We start from the raw sequence: 14882 nt of genomic DNA, 5'->3' as shown, positions 1-14882 counted from the left end.
GCCCAATGTCCTCGCTCGCCGCTACCAGACCGCAACTTCCCACTGCCCGTTGACGCGGGCAAATCCGATTGGCCGGTTTTGCGGGCTCGCGTTCGGCCTGGTCGGATCGAGCACGATCTGCGTCATGCAGGTCACGCCCGGACCGACCCCACCCGGCGAGCAATCGCCGAGCTTCAGCGTCGCGTTCGCCAGCGACGTGCCCGTGAACAGGCGATGGCGCCGCACGGCCGCGGTCGCTTCGCCCTCGCTCGGCTCTGCGACGCCGGCGGCGACGGCCGGAGATGCAGTGACCGGCGAGATCACCGGCCTGAGCACGAAACCCGCACCGAAGCCGACAGCCAGACAGGCCGCGCCGAGAATGCCAATCGCACTGCCCTTCATCTCGCCTCCGATGCTCACTCAGCCGGCGCGGCACGCGCGAATGGTGCGAGGCACAGCGGCTTGTTTTCCTACGAGAACTTAGCGTCCCATCCGCACCGCCGGAAGCCGGTGCGACAGGCCGGGTTCCGGCCGCGCCAGAGTGAGAGGGTGGCCGGGACGGGTTTGAGCCCGTCCGGTCGAGAGAGAGCGCCGGGCCGGCTCGCTCCTGTTCCGCTCTCCGAGGTTCCTCTCATGCTTCATGATCCGCTTCCAGCCGCTCACGCGGCTTCGCTCCCGCTTGTCCCCCACACGCCGCCGGCCGCCTCTATCCTCGCCGCCGCCGAACGCATCCTCTCCCACCTCGAACAGGGCCGCACCGTTGATGCCGCCATGCTGCGCAGCGCCATGGAGGATGCCTTCGGCGCGTCCGACGCAGCCGGCGCGTGGGACTGGAAAGCCGCCTATGACGCCTGCGAGGTCGCGACCGTCCTGTTCCTACGCAAATACGGAAAGCCGCTTTTCCGTAAAGCCGCATCGCCGGCTTCACGACTCTCCGCGCTTGTGAAGATCGTCGGACTGTTACCGACGCACACGCGCCGATCCGAGGAGGCGCAGGCCTTCCAGCAATTCTCGACGCCGATCCCGCTCGGCCTTGCCGCGCTGACGGCGGCAACATTGGCCCCGGCAGATCGCGTGCTGGACCCGTCCGCCGGGACCGGACTGCTCGCCGTCCTCGCCGAGACCGCAGGCGCATCGCTCATCCTCAACGAGCTGGCCGAGACCCGCGCCGATCTTCTCACCTCTCTCTTTCCGGCCATGCCCGTCACGCGCTTCGACGCCGCCCAGATCGACGACCATCTCGATCCGGCCGCTGTGCCGAGCGTCGTCATCATGAACCCGCCATTCTCGGTGATGGCGAACGTCACCGGGCGGGTCGCGGACGCCGCCTATCGGCACATCGCCTCGGCGCTGGCCCGGCTGGCCGACGGCGGACGCCTCGTCGCCATCACGGGCGCGAACTTCTCGCCCGAGCTTCCGGCCTGGCGGGACGCCTTCGTGCGCCTGCAGGGACGCGGCCGCGTCGTGTTCACCGCCGCGATCGCCGGCTCGGTCTATGCCAAGCACGGCACGACCATCGAGACCCGCCTGACCGTCATCGACAAAGCGCCGGCCGAGGACCCCGAGCATTTCCCGGATTCGGCCGGGATCGCACCCGATGTCGCGACCTTGCTCGGCTGGATCGACGCGCAGCTTCCGGCACGCCTGCCGGTCTCGATCATGCGTCCCGCCGCGACACCGGCCGCAACGCCGCGCACGGTGCGAGGCTATCTCGCCCGCGCGGCGACGGCCCAGCCCGCCCGCCGTATCGCCCAGCTCGAAGGCGTGCCGCTCGACTATGAGACCATCGACTGGACGCCGCCGGAGACCGGCCGCCTGTCGGAGTCGATCTATGAGGCCTATGCGCTCCAGTCGATCCGCATCGCCGGCGCACAGCCGCATCCGACCAAGCTGGTGCAGTCCGCCGCCATGGCCTCGGTCGCGCCGCCAAAGCCGAGCTACCGACCGACGCTGCCGGCGCCGATCGTCGCCGACGGCATCCTATCCGACGCCCAGCTCGAGACGATCATCTATGCCGGCGAGACGCATGGCGAATATCTCGCCGGGGCCTGGACCGTGGACGAGACCGGCGATCTCGTCACCGCCGCGCCGGACGATGCCCCGAACGCGGTCCGCTTCCGCCGTGGCTTCATGCTCGGCGATGGGACCGGCGCCGGCAAGGGCCGCCAGTCTGCCGGCATCATCCTCGATAACTGGCTCCAGGACCGCCGCAAGGCAGTCTGGATCTCCAAGTCCGACAAGCTGCTCGAAGACGCCCAGCGCGACTGGTCGGCGCTCGGCATGGAACGCTTGCTGGTCACGCCGCTGTCGCGCTTCCCTCAGGGTACGTCGATCCGGCTGCCCGAAGGCGTCCTATTCACCACCTATGCCACGCTACGGTCCGACGACCGCGGCGAGAAGCTTTCACGGGTCAAGCAGATCGTCGAATGGTTGGGCTCCGATTTCGACGGAGTGATCATTTTCGACGAGTCCCACGCGATGCAGAACGCCGGGGGCGGCAAGGGAGAACGGGGCGATGTCGCCCCGTCGCAGCAAGGCCGTGCGGGGCTCCGGCTCCAGCACGCGCTGCCGAACGCCCGCGTGGTCTATGTCTCGGCGACCGGCGCGACCACCGTCCACAATCTCGCCTATGCCCAACGGCTCGGCCTGTGGGGCGGCGACGATTTCCCCTTCGCCAACCGCGCGGAATTCGTGGAAGCCGTCGAGAATGGCGGCGTCGCGGCGATGGAGGTGCTGGCCCGCGACCTTCGGGCGCTCGGCCTCTATACGTCCCGTTCGCTCTCTTATGACGGCGTCGAATATGAGCTGGTCGAGCACCAGCTCACACCCGAACAGACCCGCATCTACGATGCCTATGCCGGCGCCTTCGCCATCATCCATAATCATCTCGACGCGGCGATGCGCGCCGCCAATATCACCGGCGATACCGGCACGCTGAACCGGCAAGCGAAATCCGCCGCGCGCTCAGCCTTCGAGAGCGCCAAGCAGCGTTTCTTCGGTCATCTGCTGACCAGTATGAAGACGCCGACGCTGGTCCGCTCGATCGAGCAGGACCTGGCGGCCGGCCATTCCGCCGTCATTCAGATCGTCTCGACCGGCGAAGCCCTGATGGAGCGGCGGCTGGCCGAGATCCCCACCGAGGAGTGGAATGACGTCCGCGTCGACATCACGCCGCGCGAATACGTCCTCGACTACCTCGCCCATTCCTTCCCGGTACAGCTCTACGAGCCGTTTTCCGACAGCGAGGGCAACCTGTCGTCGCGGCCGGTCTACCGGGACGGCCAGCCGGTCGAGAGCCGGGATGCCGTCGCTCGCCGCGATGAGCTGATCGAGCGCCTCGCATCCTTGGAGCCCGTGCCCGGAGCCCTCGACCAGATCGTCCAGCGGTTCGGCACGGACGTGGTCGCCGAGGTGACCGGCCGCTCGCGGCGCGTGGTTCGCAAAGGCGACCGCCTTACGGTCGAGAACCGGGCGGGATCGGCCAACCTCTCCGAGGCGGCCGCGTTCATGGACGACGACAAGCGCGTCCTCGTCTTCTCCGATGCCGGCGGGACGGGTCGCAGCTACCACGCTGACCTTGCCGCCCGGAACCAGCGCCTGCGCATCCACTATCTCCTGGAGCCCGGCTGGAAGGCTGACGCGGCGATCCAGGGGCTCGGCCGCACCAACCGTACAAACCAGGCGCAGCCGCCGCTCTTCCGGCCGATCGCGACTGACGTGAAGGCCGAGAAGCGTTTCCTTTCGACCATCGCGCGCCGGCTCGACACGCTCGGCGCCATCACGCGCGGCCAGCGCCAGACCGGCGGTCAGGGTCTGTTCCGGTCCGAGGACAATCTCGAATCCCACTATGCGCGCGACGCGCTGCGCCAGCTCTACCTGCTGCTCGTGCGCGGCAAGGTCGAGGGCTGCTCGCTCGATCGCTTCGAGTCCGCCACCGGCCTGAAGCTGATGGACGACAACGGCATCAAGGATGAGTTGCCGCCGATCACGACCTTCCTCAACCGGCTGCTGGCGCTGACCATCGAGTTGCAGGGTATCCTCTTCACCGCGTTCGAGCAGCTTCTGACGGCGAAGATCGAGGGCGCGATCCGCAGCGGTCACTATGACGTCGGGCTGGAGACGTTGCAGGCCGAGAGCTTCGTGGTCACCGACAGCCAGGTCATCCACGTCCATCCCGGCACCGGCGCCGAGACGCGGCTGCTCACCATCACACGCCGGGAGCGCAATCGCCCGATCTCACTCGCCGATGCACTGGGCCATCTCGCCGATCCTCGCGCGCGCCCGCTGGTGAACGGTCGCTCGGGGCGCTCCGCCGTGCAGATGCCGGCGCCGTCGATGATGCTCGACGATGGCGAGATCGAACGCCGCGTCTGCCTGATCCGGCCGATGGAGCAGCATTATGCGCCACTGCGCATGATGGACGAAAGCCATTGGGAGGAAGCTGATCGCGCTCGCTTCGCCGCGGCATGGCAAGCGGAGCTTGCCGACATCCCGGAGTTCTCCGACAGCACGATCCACATCGTCGCTGGCCTGCTGCTGCCGATCTGGAAGCGCCTGCCGGACGAGTCGACGCGGGTGTATCGGCTCCAGACCGACGCGGGCGAGCGCATCATCGGCCGCCGGGTCTCGCCGGCCTGGGCCGCCAACGCCGCCTCGCAGGGGGCGAGCACGCTGACGCCGGAACATGCCTTCGCCGCGCTGATGGAGGGCAGTACGGTCCTCGATCTCGCCGAGGGCCTCCAGCTTCGCCGCGCCCGCGTCATGAGCGCCTATCGCCTGGAGCTGACCGGCTTCACCGAGGCGATGCGCGAGCGGCTGCGGGCCTATGGCCTGTTCAGCGAGATCATCTCGTGGAAGCTCCGCTTCTTCGTACCGGCCGACGCCAGCGGCGTGAGCATCCTCACCAAGCTACTCGACACCTATCCGGTGGCGCGCATCTCCGAACGGGAGGCCGCGTGATGTCGCGTCGCGATGCTTCCGATCTCGCGCAGCGTCTCGGCCGGCAGGCCGAGGCGGTGTGTCGCCATTACCTCTCCAGCGGGCGGCGCGAGGGCCGCTACTGGCTGGTCGGCGACGTGCGCAACACGCCCGGTCGCTCGATGTATGTGCGGCTCAAGGACTCTCCGAAAGGTCCGGCCGGCAAATGGACCGACGCCGCGACCGGCGAGCATGGCGATCTTCTCGACGTGATCCGGGAGAGCTGCGGCCTCATCGACTTCAAGGACGTCGCCGACGAGGCACGGACCTTCCTCAGCATGCCCGCATCCACGCCGATGCCGGCGAACCCACGTCAGGCGCCAGCGCCGCACGGATCGCCCGAGGCAGCCCGCCGCCTGATCGGCATGTCGCAGCCGATCACCGGCACGCTCGTACAATCGTACTTACGCGAACGCGGCATTACGGATTTACGCGGAACCGGAAACCTGCGCTTCCACCCGCGCTGCTATTATCGGCCCGACGAGCATTCTCCGACCGAGACCTGGCCGGCGATGATCGCAGCCGTCACCGACCTCCGCGACAGGATCACCGGAGCGCATCGGACCTGGCTCGACCCGCGACGCCGCGACAAGGCGCCACTCGACACGCCGAGGCGGGCGATGGGCGATCTTCTCGGCAACGCGGTGCGCTTCGGCACGGGCGGCGAAGTCATGGCGGCCGGCGAAGGCATCGAGACCGTACTGTCGGTCAGGCAGGTCTTGCCCGACATGCCGATGCTGGCGGCGCTCTCCGCAGCCCATCTCGCCGCCATCCTGTTCCCGGACACGCTGCGGCGGCTCTACGTCCTGCGCGACGACGATCCGGCCGGTGACGGTGCGCGCGACAGCCTGGTCGAACGGGCGAACGCGGCCGGCATCGAGGCGATCGTCATCTCGCCCCAGCTCGGCGACTTCAACGAGGATCTCCGCACCCTCGGCATCGACGCGCTCAGAAGCCAGACCCGGATGCAGATCGGGCCGCAGGACGTGGTGCGTTTCATGGCGCTAGTGGCATAGCCGGCAGGCAGGAAGGCGGCGGCGGTGCCGTCAGGCCCGTCCGGATGCCCCATACCGTCTGAGAGGACCGCGCCTCGGCCTTCGAGAGGGCGATCGGCCCACAGTCGGGCCGGCCCGGCAATGGCGGCGGCCGACTATTTTCCGGCGGCGCGTGCCGCGCCTTTCCATCGCGAGGCAAAATAGCCGGCCTTCGCCATCCTCCGCTGACGCTCCTGCCCTTCGCTGCGCTCCGGGTGCAGAGCCGTCCCGCCGATGGGCTTCGTCGCCATGAAGGCCGCGACGGTCGCGGTCCTACCGACGGAGCATCCCATGGACGACCACGACGACTTCGAACCCCACCACGAATCCTCACCCACCGACCACGTCCTCAACGAATTGCAGCTCCACGGCTACCGGCCCTTCGCCGACGAACCGGACCAGCGGCTTCTTCCGGACGGAAACGCAGTCGCGGGCGCCGTCGCCGACATCTTCGACGCGCTGATCGTCACGCTGGAGGACACACGCCTCGAACCCGACCTCGACGATCTCCTCTGGTCGACCGTCAACGTCTTCCATCGCGCCACCGAACGGATCGCACGCGAGCTCGACGATAACGAGCAGGCCCAGAAGCGCTCGCAGCGGGAACAGGACGGCAGCGAGGTGAAATCGGTCGAACTCGAGCGCCAGATCGCCGAGGGCATGACTCTCATCGAGCGCCAAGCCGCCTTCGAGCTCATGCGCGACCAGGCCGCCGAGCACTACGAGCGCCACGTCGGCAAGCCCTGGCTCCCGCGCAGCGGATCGAAGGTCAACCATCGCAATCTCACCTCGGCAATGATCGACAGCCGCGATTTCCTTATGGCGAAGAAGCGTGCCGAACAGGAAGTCCTTCTTCCTCCCGGCCCGAAGATCGTCGTCACCGGCGGGCTCGACTTCAACGATCACCCGCTGATCTGGGCCAAGCTCGACCAGGTGCACGAGAAGCACCCCGACATGGTCCTCGTTCACGGCAAGTCGCCGAAGGGCGCGGAGAAGATCGCCTCGCTCTGGGCGAAGAACCGCAACGTGCCGCAGATCGGCTTCGCGCCCGACTGGACGAAGCACGGCCGCGCAGCGCCCTTCAAGCGCAACGACGAGATGCTGGAGATCGTGCCGAAGGGCGTGATGCACTTCCCGGGCACGGGCATCAACGACAACCTCGCCGACAAGGCCAAGAAGCTCGGCATCCCGGTCTGGAAGTTCGGCGGCGCGTGAGCGCCGTCAGACTTCGCAATACTTGCCGATCGCGAGTATTATTGCGCGCCGGAATATCAGAAAGGAGACGCCGCTGAATCTCGACCTGGACCTTCCGCCGCGCTCAGAACCACTCATCATTCCCTGGCCATCGCCGGGAATGCCCGGTGGATTCCTTCAATTCAACGATCCCGAGACTTGGCGGAAATTCATCGTCAGCCTCGGCATCGACGAGCGCATCCCGGACGTCGTGCGCGCGAAGTTCGCACGAGCGCAGACGCTCTACCTCCTGGGCTGGGTCGACCTCGACGTGCTGAAAGCCGGCGAGCTTGCGGCGCTGATCGCCCTCGAACTCGCCACGATGGACCGATATGGCGACAAGATTCCGAAGAAGAGCCGCCCCTTCGCGGCGTTGCTGAAGCATATGGTCGACGTCGACGGCCTGACCGACGCGCACATCCCGATGACCGTCCGCACCGGCGGCACCGCGATCGGCTTCGTCACCGGCGACGCGAAGCCCAGCCTCAGCCAGCGGCGCAACGGCATGGCGCATGGCGATCCCTTCGACGGACTGCCGGTCGGCGGGCTGCTCGAGCTGGTTCGCGACCTTATCAACTATGCCTACCGGGACTTCATCGCCAACGCACCGGCATGGCGAATGCAGGTGCTTCCCGACTGACGGGACAGGACCGGCTCGCGGCGCCGAGCACCACACCCGCTTCTCTGCGCTGATCCTTGGTCAGACTGGCCGCTTGGTGCCATCAACCCGTAAAGGGTCGGCTATGCGAGCATGCCGCCGCTGCGGCTGCGCCTGCGCGGTGATTGCAGCGACCAGTCCGACACTTCGGGCGCCTGTCAGCGGGGGATGGTCCTCCGCTCGAAACAGGAGCCGGGTCGATGTCCCTCAAGCAAGCACATGCCTTCGCCTTCAGCCTCGCCACCTCGCTGATGGCCGCCATCGTCATCTTCCAGGCCGGCGACGGCACGCATTCCGTGATGCCCGCCAGCGAGTACGACGGCGACACCGCCGCGATTGTCCATGAGATCGATCCTTTCGCCTGACCGGGGCAACCCGGTCCGCCGAAGCGGAAATCCGCCGCGATTTCCGCTCCCGGCGCAGTCGACCTTCAGCTATAGTGCGGTCGCGCCGTGGTGGTGGTGGCAGGCGCAACCGTCAGACCTTTTGGCACGGAGGCCACCACTATGATCATCCTCGCTATACTCGCATCCCTCGCAGCAATAGGCCTGCTTTGCTGGCTGTTGTTCACGCTGGCCGTCTTCGCGCTGCCGGCCTTCGTCGGCTTCGCCGCAGGAGCCTGGGCCCACGGCACCGGCGCCGGCATTCCCGGCGCGATCCTGGTCGGCCTCGTCGCCGCGGCCGTCACCTTCGCGGTCGGCCAGCTCCTCATCACCTTCGCGCGGCCGATGTGGCTGAAGCTCTGCGTCGCCGTCATCTTCGTCGCGCCCGCCGCCGTCGCGGGCTTCCACGCCACCCATGGCATCGTGAAGCACCTGATGCCGTCGGACGCTTGGCAGATCACATTCTCCGTCGTCGGGGCCATCGCTGTCGGCATCACGGCCTTCGTCCGGGTCGCGGGAATGGCCACGGCCAGCGGCCCCACCGGCCGGGACCTCGCGCGGGCCTGACGTCACGCATGTCGTCATGGTGCGGGCCAGCGCGATGATCGAAGCGGCGATCCCCGTCAGGAGAATGGGCGGTTGCGGGGCTTGGAAAGCGGATCGTCGTTCGGCCCTGAGAGCGACCCACGGCGGGCGCAGGCGAAGCGTCAGCCGTCGTAGCGAGAACCGAGATCCGTTGATGCGGGGACGTCCGCCGGAGGCAGGCCGGGTCAGGATGCCGTGATCGGCCCAGACAAAGGACGACAGCTCGCCGGTGAGGTTCGTGGCGATGTCATCTTGGCGGCAGCGGCGGGCCGCCATCTCTTCCTTTCTGTCCGTCACGCGACCGCTCCAAACGGCCTCTCCAATGGCCTGATCTGGCCGAAGGCCGGCTTCGCCTCGATCGCCTATGACGCAACAGCCGCGTCAAACTTTCTTCCCCTGCCGGCTGCGCCGTCATTCCTCGCGAGACAAGAAAGCCCTCCTTAGCTGTCAGGCCCCTTCGGGGTGCGCCGTCGATCGCCTCCGGCCAACCGATCGCCATCGAGGCCGCAATGGTGCGGCTCGGGAACGGAAAACGGAGACTTACAATGGCGACCATCGGCACCTTCAAGAAGAGCGGCTCGAACGAGTTCACCGGCGACATCGTCACCCTCAGCGTCCAGGCCAAGAACGTACGCATCGTCCCCGACCAGCGCGCCACCGGCGAGAACGCTCCCAGCCACCGGGTCCTGGTCGGCCGCGCCGAGATCGGCGCCGCCTGGTCCAAGCGCTCCAACGAGGGCCGCGACTATCTGGGCCTCAAGCTCGACGATCCGAGCTTCAACGCACCGATCTACGCCAACCTGTTCGACGACGAAGGCGAAGACACCTTCTCGCTGATCTGGTCCCGCCCCAACGGGCGGCGCGGCGACTGAGGCTCCGCGCAAGGCCCCGGCCGGAAGGTCGGGGCCTTCGGTTGTGACAGCCAGGCGACCGAATCAGTCGCCGCGTTTTTGGATCGCACCGAGCCCTCGCAGGCACTTCTTGCTAGAAAATCACGCCGAGAACGACTATTATAGTCGTAGTTTTGGCGTGCGCGTAGGTCCGTATGGGAGGTGATCATGCATGATCACCGCCCGACAGTTTCGGGCCGCACGCGCGTTGCTGGGTTGGACACAGGAGACGCTCGCTGACAAGGCCCGGGTCTCATTGACTGCGCTCAAGCGCCTCGAATCCACCAGTGGTCTCGAGGTCTTTGAGAGTACGCGCGATGAGGTACGAAGGGCCTTCGAACGCGCCGGCATCGTCTTCCTGAACTCCGATCAGGGCAAGGGAGTGCTACTCGTCGATGCAAAGAAGGAAACCTGACGTTCGACACCTCGCCGCGTTGGCTCAACCTCCCGCAGCCGGGCCTTGCGTCATCCTTCCGATAAAATCATCGTTAACAATTCCCTCCGGATTGGATACATCTCGCGATCGGGGGATGTTGTGACCAAAGACGACTTTCTTGATCAGCCGCCGTCCGGGGCAGCGCTCACGGCCTATGACCACGCACATCTGAAGCTCTACGTCCGGCTGCTCGACGCCGAGAGTGAGGGCGCGGATTGGCGTGAGGTCGTCGCGGTGCTGTTCAATCTCGATGCGGGCGCCGATCCGGAGCGCGCCTTGCACGTCTACACCAGCCATCTCGACCGCGCGAAATGGATGACGAAAAGCGGCTTCTGCGAGCTTCTTCAGTGTCGCCTTCATTAAGGTGATGCGCAAACCGCATCACGTCGCGCCCACTTCGTCCTTCCCCCGCCTCGTTCAACCGGGAATCGTATCTGCCGCATAACTCGCGTTGCACGAATTTGCGCAGAGGCAGAGAAGGATGTCCGAAGATGAAGATTGGCGGTCCGAGGCCGCCTATGACTACATCGATAAGTTGACCCCCGGCGATCTTGCTTGGGAGTTCTTGCGTCGTAACCCCGATTATCGGAACGCATACCGTGACTTGGTAGCCACCGGGCGCCTTACCGAAGCTATCGCTCAGGAATTCGCTGAACGATGGGGGTTGCGATTTCGTCGCCGACCCTCGCAACTCGGCGCTAATCCAGCCGATCTTCTGGACCCCGCAAACCGATCCCGCGACACTTCCGTTCACCGTCGGACCTAACCCGGCGAGACATCTCCGCCTCCGCGTTGAGGATCTTCACGCCCACGCCATCATCGAGCATGATCCTGGTCTGATCCGGCTCGTACTGCGCGGCGAACCCCACGACGTCGCCCTGATCGGCGTTGATGATGCCCGCCCTCTTGGCGCGTTCATCATGTTCGATGAACTGACACCCGACCGGCTGACCGCGGTTGAACGCCTCTGGCACGCTATGTTCGGCAAGCGCGTGCCGCCCGATCCACGCCTGACGCCACAAAGACGTCAGCGCGCCCGCCAGATGTTGCGCGCCATCGACGCGCGCGCGAGCGGCGCCATCTACCGCACCGTCGCGGAGCATCTCTTCCCCCAGCACAAGATCGATGCAGCATCCTGGGTCGGCGACCCGATCCGGGAGATCACCATCCGTCTTGCCCGCGACGGCATGAAGCTCGTTCGCGGCGGCTATCGGACATTGCTGCGTCGCCCACGCCGGGATCGCTGATACCCGCTCGCGTGTCGATTTTAGCATCTTACTTCGACATCGTCCGGGGCGCCGTCTTCGCGCCACCGTGCTCGCAACCCGCCGCTTATTCGCAGCGGCCACCCGCGAGACCACGGAGGTTCGATCATGGCCGAAAAAGCCGCCAATCTACCGCCACGATACCTGAGAACGCAGGAGGCAGCCCGCTTCCTCGGGCTTTCCGAGCGCACCCTCGAAAAGCATCGCACCTACGGGACCGGCCCGACCTACCGCAAACTCGGCGGCCGCGTCGTCTATTCCGTTGACGACCTTCAAGCCTGGGCTGATCGCGGTCTCGTCACCTCGACCTCCGATCCGCGCGGCGGCACCGTTCTTCCGGCCAAGCGCCAGGCCGTCTCCCCTGCGGTCGCCGAACGTTTCCCGCGCTGAGTCCGGGCATGTCGGCGCGCCATCACAGCAGCGAACGCGAGCAGCTCGATCTCTTCCGGGCGCTGCCCGGCGATCTCGCGCTGCGCGATGCGCAGGACCTGATGGCGTACCCGTTCTTCGCGCTCGGCAAGTCCAAGCGGGTGGCGCCTATCGACTTCAAAACCGGCTCCATCGTCATCCGTGTCGAAGCCGTCCCCGAGCACGGCATGGCCACCATCTGGGATGCCGACGTGCTGATCTGGGCGGCCTCCCAGATCGTCGAGGCACGAGACCACGGATTGCGCCCATCGCGTCTGATGGCGACCACGCCCTACGAGATTCTTCAGTTCATCGGCCGCGGCGTCAGCCTGCGGGACTATGAGCGGCTGAAGGCCGCGCTCGACCGACTTCAGTCGACCACCATCGCGACGTCGATCCGCCAGCCGACGGAGCGGCGGCTGCACCGCTTCTCCTGGATCAACGAGTGGAAAGAGCGCGCCGACGGCAAAGGCCGCCCGCTCGGCCTCGAGCTGATCGTGCCGGACTGGTTCTACGCCGCCGTGCTCGACGACGCGCTCGTACTGACGATCGACCGCAATTATTTCGGCCTGACGGGCGGCCTGGAGCGCTGGCTCTATCGCCTCGTGCGCAAGCACGGCGGCAAGCAGGAATTCGGCTGGAGCTTCGATTTTCCGCATCTCCACGCCAAGTCCGGCTCGCTCTCGCCGCTCAAGCATTTCGCCTACGACCTGCGGGACATCGTCCGCCGGCAGCCTCTGCCGGGCTACCGCCTGACCATCGAGCAGGGCCTCGGCGGACCGGAAATCCTCTCCTTCGTGCCGACCGACCCGGATGCCCTCGGCATCCCGCGCCGTCGTCGCCGGAGCAACTCTCGCCCTGGGGATAAGCTGTGAATCGTCTCGTGCTATCAGGGACCGGCACTATCGTGCCATCGGGGACCGGACTCTCGTGCTATCGGGGACCGGAATCATCGATTCCTCGCGGTGAATCAGTAGCTTGCGAGCCCTCTAACTTATCTAACTTAGATTCCTACGGAATCTTTCTAACGCGACCGCGTTTTTCGGCCGCTGTGGACGAGTCCCCGATCGCCGGGAGATCGTCATGATCGTCGCGCTGCTCAACCAGAAGGGCGGCGTCGGCAAGACCACGCTCGCCCTGCACCTTGCTGGCGAATGGGCTCGCCGTGGACAGCGCGTCACGCTGATCGACGCCGATCCGCAAGGGTCTGCGCTCGACTGGTCCCAGCAACGCAGCCGGGAGGGGCTGGAGCGGTTGTTCGGTGTCGTCGGCCTGGCCCGCGACACGCTCCACCGAGAAGCGCCGGAACTGGCCCGCAACGCCGACCATGTCGTGATCGACGGCCCGCCCCGTGTCGCCGGGCTGATGCGCTCGGCGCTGCTCGCCGCCGATCTCGTGCTGATCCCGGTGCAGCCATCGCCGCTCGATGGCTGGGCCTCCGCCGAAATGCTCGCGCTGCTCGGCGAGGCGCGCATCTATCGCCCGCAGCTCGCCGCACGCTTCGTGCTGAACCGCTGCGCGGCCCGCACGGTTCTGGCCCGCGAGACCGCCGAGACGCTGGCGGATCACGACCCGCCCTTGCTCTCGACGACGATCGGCCAGCGCATCGTCTTCGCCGATGTCGTTCAGACCGGCCGGCTCGCCGCCGAGCAGGACGAGAATTGCCCTGGCGCGCGCGAGATCGCCGCGCTCGCAGCGGAAGTCGCGAGGATCGGCGCATGAGCGAACGGTCCCCGAAGCGCAGTTTTGCGGCGCGTCCGGCCGATCCCGAAGACTGGATCAAGGCGCCCGAACGCCATGCCTCCCGCAGTCAGCCCGCCGAGGACTTCTCGGCCCGGCTGACGATCGACGTCACCGCCGACATGCGCGGCCGCATCAAGATCGCCGCCTTTCAGCGCGGCCAGACCGTCGCCGACATGCTGCGTGCGCTGTTCGAGCGCGAGTTTCCACCCCCGTCAGGAGAAGGACAATGACCGGCCTTGTCGCCGTGCCAAAACGCGTCGGCCGTGCTGCCGACGAGCTGCCGCCCGAAGCGTTCACCCAGGTCGAACTCGTCTGGATCGAGAAGCACACGGAGTACTGGGTCCGCTTCGGCCGCGAGCGGCGCGAGCAGATCCTCGACCGCCGCCGTCGCATCCTCTTCTTCCCTCCCGGCAGCGTCTTCGCGCTCGTGCGCTGGGCGGCCAACGAGCACGGCACTGTCCTCTCGCGGCTCGACATCCTGCGCACGGTCGAGCGCAACGCAGCGTGCCAGACCGTTCCGACGGTCGCGCCCGGCGCAGAGGTTCTGCTGCATGTCGATGGCTGGCCGAAGGTCGAGCGCGTGCTCCAGCTCATCGACGCCATCGAGGCGCGCGGCATCGACCCGATCGACGTTTCGCCGGACCATTGGCGCCACGTCCACAACCGGATGACCGTCGGCGAAACGCCACGCGCTTATGGCCTTCGGCAGCATCGCGCATTTCTCCTGCGCCGGGAGATCGGCGCATGACCCGGCTCTCCTATGCCATCGTCACGACAGTGGCCGTGTCGCTTCTCGGCATCGCCTCCGTGGCATCGTTCGCGCCGAAGCTGATCTGGAACGCGTCCGCCAGCACGCCCGTCGGCTTCTACACGATAGAAGAACCCGGCCCGGTCGCCGTGACCGATCTGGTCGCGGTGGATGCCCCCGAGCCACTCGCCACTTTCCTGTCCGACGGCGGCTACCTGCCGCGCGGCGTGCCGCTGTTGAAGCGCGTCGCCGCGCTACCGGGACAGCGGGTCTGCCGGTCCGGGCTCGCCATCACGGTCGACGGTGTACCGATGGGTGAAGCCCTTGATCGCGATCGTCGCGGTCGCCCGCTCCCGATCTGGCAGGGCTGCCGGTTGGTCGCGAACGGCGAACTGTTCCTGATGAACTGGCAGGTCCGCGACAGCCTCGACGGCCGCTATTTCGGCCCGCTTCCGGCCACCGCCGTGATCGGCCGGGCCACCCCCCTCTACACCGACGAGGACGGCGATGGCCGCTTCGTCTGGCGCGCGCCGACGCGGTGAC

18 protein-coding genes are annotated in these 14882 nt (G+C 66.9%); 17 read left to right on the top strand and 1 reads right to left on the bottom strand.

What is annotated here, in order from left to right; all coding sequences use genetic code 11:
• Positions 1 to 21: 21 nt before the first annotated feature.
• On the bottom strand, positions 22 to 381 hold the full coding sequence (locus ACZ5FP_RS07285; RefSeq protein ID WP_099503661.1) for a hypothetical protein: 360 nt from the start codon (positions 379 to 381) through the stop codon (positions 22 to 24).
• A gap of 231 nt (positions 382 to 612) precedes the next feature.
• Here ACZ5FP_RS07285 and ACZ5FP_RS07280 point away from each other — a divergent pair, with 231 nt between their 5' ends.
• From ACZ5FP_RS07280 to ACZ5FP_RS07200, 17 genes are all read left to right on the top strand, one after another.
• A complete protein-coding gene (locus ACZ5FP_RS07280; protein ID WP_099503663.1) occupies positions 613 to 4938 on the top strand; it encodes a strawberry notch family protein in 4326 nt (1441 codons plus the stop codon).
• Positions 4938 to 5972: a DUF7146 domain-containing protein gene (locus tag ACZ5FP_RS07275; protein ID WP_099503665.1), complete on the top strand. Its 1035-nt coding sequence runs from the start codon at positions 4938 to 4940 to the stop codon at positions 5970 to 5972. Before ACZ5FP_RS07280 ends, ACZ5FP_RS07275 begins: the two co-directional genes overlap by 1 nt.
• 309 nt (positions 5973 to 6281) lie before the next feature.
• Positions 6282 to 7205, top strand: a complete 924-nt coding sequence (locus ACZ5FP_RS07270; protein ID WP_099504010.1) for a DUF2493 domain-containing protein — start codon at positions 6282 to 6284, stop codon at positions 7203 to 7205.
• A 22-nt stretch (positions 7206 to 7227) separates the two neighbouring features.
• Entirely contained in the window at positions 7228 to 7863 is a 636-nt protein-coding gene (locus tag ACZ5FP_RS07265) for a hypothetical protein (protein ID WP_199777575.1), read from the top strand.
• Positions 7864 to 8081: 218 nt separating this feature from the next.
• Positions 8082 to 8246, top strand: a complete 165-nt coding sequence (locus ACZ5FP_RS07260) for a hypothetical protein (protein ID WP_162894760.1) — start codon at positions 8082 to 8084, stop codon at positions 8244 to 8246.
• A 141-nt stretch (positions 8247 to 8387) separates the two neighbouring features.
• A complete protein-coding gene (locus ACZ5FP_RS07255) occupies positions 8388 to 8831 on the top strand; it encodes a hypothetical protein (RefSeq protein WP_099503667.1) in 444 nt (147 codons plus the stop codon).
• Positions 8832 to 9394: 563 nt separating this feature from the next.
• Positions 9395 to 9721 carry a DUF736 domain-containing protein gene (locus tag ACZ5FP_RS07250; RefSeq protein ID WP_099503669.1) on the top strand — a complete coding sequence of 109 codons (327 nt, stop codon included), beginning with the start codon at positions 9395 to 9397 and terminating at the stop codon, positions 9719 to 9721.
• Between the two features lie 190 nt (positions 9722 to 9911).
• On the top strand, positions 9912 to 10154 hold the full coding sequence (locus tag ACZ5FP_RS07245; RefSeq protein WP_024021493.1) for a helix-turn-helix domain-containing protein: 243 nt from the start codon (positions 9912 to 9914) through the stop codon (positions 10152 to 10154).
• A 120-nt stretch (positions 10155 to 10274) separates the two neighbouring features.
• Entirely contained in the window at positions 10275 to 10538 is a 264-nt protein-coding gene (locus ACZ5FP_RS07240; RefSeq protein WP_099503671.1) for a DNA -binding domain-containing protein, read from the top strand.
• Between the two features lie 118 nt (positions 10539 to 10656).
• Positions 10657 to 10941 carry a transcriptional regulator domain-containing protein gene (locus tag ACZ5FP_RS07235; protein WP_246842050.1) on the top strand — a complete coding sequence of 95 codons (285 nt, stop codon included), beginning with the start codon at positions 10657 to 10659 and terminating at the stop codon, positions 10939 to 10941.
• A 154-nt stretch (positions 10942 to 11095) separates the two neighbouring features.
• Positions 11096 to 11422 (top strand): DUF2285 domain-containing protein, encoded by a 327-nt coding sequence (locus tag ACZ5FP_RS07230; RefSeq protein WP_210408505.1) that lies wholly within the window; start codon positions 11096 to 11098, stop codon positions 11420 to 11422.
• A gap of 126 nt (positions 11423 to 11548) precedes the next feature.
• The gene (locus ACZ5FP_RS07225; protein WP_099503675.1) at positions 11549 to 11830 is read left to right on the top strand and encodes a helix-turn-helix transcriptional regulator; all 282 of its coding nucleotides are present in this window, start codon (positions 11549 to 11551) and stop codon (positions 11828 to 11830) included.
• Between the two features lie 8 nt (positions 11831 to 11838).
• Positions 11839 to 12723, top strand: coding sequence for a replication initiator protein A (locus ACZ5FP_RS07220; RefSeq protein WP_099503677.1), 885 nt, complete (start codon positions 11839 to 11841; stop codon positions 12721 to 12723).
• 208 nt (positions 12724 to 12931) lie between these two features.
• Positions 12932 to 13570, top strand: coding sequence for a ParA family partition ATPase (gene parA, locus ACZ5FP_RS07215; RefSeq protein ID WP_099503679.1), 639 nt, complete (start codon positions 12932 to 12934; stop codon positions 13568 to 13570).
• On the top strand, positions 13567 to 13821 hold the full coding sequence (locus ACZ5FP_RS07210) for a ribbon-helix-helix protein (RefSeq protein WP_099503680.1): 255 nt from the start codon (positions 13567 to 13569) through the stop codon (positions 13819 to 13821). Before parA ends, ACZ5FP_RS07210 begins: the two co-directional genes overlap by 4 nt.
• Positions 13818 to 14339, top strand: coding sequence for a DUF2840 domain-containing protein (locus ACZ5FP_RS07205; protein WP_099503682.1), 522 nt, complete (start codon positions 13818 to 13820; stop codon positions 14337 to 14339). The genes ACZ5FP_RS07210 and ACZ5FP_RS07205 overlap by 4 nt, the downstream gene beginning before the upstream one ends.
• Positions 14336 to 14881 (top strand): S26 family signal peptidase, encoded by a 546-nt coding sequence (locus tag ACZ5FP_RS07200; RefSeq protein ID WP_099503684.1) that lies wholly within the window; start codon positions 14336 to 14338, stop codon positions 14879 to 14881. The genes ACZ5FP_RS07205 and ACZ5FP_RS07200 overlap by 4 nt, the downstream gene beginning before the upstream one ends.
• Position 14882: the final 1 nt, after the last annotated feature.

This window comes from Phyllobacterium sp. T2-21 (assembly GCF_055378485.1).
The sequence above is the reverse complement of the archived record's forward strand: the minus strand, read 5'-3'. Positions and strand labels throughout refer to the sequence as shown.

Excerpts from the sequence above, each read along its gene's own strand:
- ACZ5FP_RS07285 (WP_099503661.1), bottom strand. The coding sequence starts at position 381 with ATGAAGGGCAGTGCGATTGGCATTCTCGGCGCGGCCTGTCTGGCTGTC.
- ACZ5FP_RS07280 (WP_099503663.1), top strand. The coding sequence starts at position 613 with ATGCTTCATGATCCGCTTCCAGCCGCTCACGCGGCTTCGCTCCCGCTT.
- ACZ5FP_RS07275 (WP_099503665.1), top strand. The coding sequence starts at position 4,938 with ATGTCGCGTCGCGATGCTTCCGATCTCGCGCAGCGTCTCGGCCGGCAG.
- ACZ5FP_RS07270 (WP_099504010.1), top strand. The coding sequence starts at position 6,282 with ATGGACGACCACGACGACTTCGAACCCCACCACGAATCCTCACCCACC.
- ACZ5FP_RS07260 (WP_162894760.1), top strand. The coding sequence starts at position 8,082 with ATGTCCCTCAAGCAAGCACATGCCTTCGCCTTCAGCCTCGCCACCTCG.
- ACZ5FP_RS07255 (WP_099503667.1), top strand. The coding sequence starts at position 8,388 with ATGATCATCCTCGCTATACTCGCATCCCTCGCAGCAATAGGCCTGCTT.
- ACZ5FP_RS07250 (WP_099503669.1), top strand. The coding sequence starts at position 9,395 with ATGGCGACCATCGGCACCTTCAAGAAGAGCGGCTCGAACGAGTTCACC.
- ACZ5FP_RS07245 (WP_024021493.1), top strand. The coding sequence starts at position 9,912 with ATGATCACCGCCCGACAGTTTCGGGCCGCACGCGCGTTGCTGGGTTGG.
- ACZ5FP_RS07235 (WP_246842050.1), top strand. The coding sequence starts at position 10,657 with ATGTCCGAAGATGAAGATTGGCGGTCCGAGGCCGCCTATGACTACATC.
- ACZ5FP_RS07230 (WP_210408505.1), top strand. The coding sequence starts at position 11,096 with ATGTTCGATGAACTGACACCCGACCGGCTGACCGCGGTTGAACGCCTC.
- ACZ5FP_RS07225 (WP_099503675.1), top strand. The coding sequence starts at position 11,549 with ATGGCCGAAAAAGCCGCCAATCTACCGCCACGATACCTGAGAACGCAG.
- ACZ5FP_RS07220 (WP_099503677.1), top strand. The coding sequence starts at position 11,839 with ATGTCGGCGCGCCATCACAGCAGCGAACGCGAGCAGCTCGATCTCTTC.
- parA (WP_099503679.1), top strand. The coding sequence starts at position 12,932 with ATGATCGTCGCGCTGCTCAACCAGAAGGGCGGCGTCGGCAAGACCACG.
- ACZ5FP_RS07210 (WP_099503680.1), top strand. The coding sequence starts at position 13,567 with ATGAGCGAACGGTCCCCGAAGCGCAGTTTTGCGGCGCGTCCGGCCGAT.
- ACZ5FP_RS07205 (WP_099503682.1), top strand. The coding sequence starts at position 13,818 with ATGACCGGCCTTGTCGCCGTGCCAAAACGCGTCGGCCGTGCTGCCGAC.
- ACZ5FP_RS07200 (WP_099503684.1), top strand. The coding sequence starts at position 14,336 with ATGACCCGGCTCTCCTATGCCATCGTCACGACAGTGGCCGTGTCGCTT.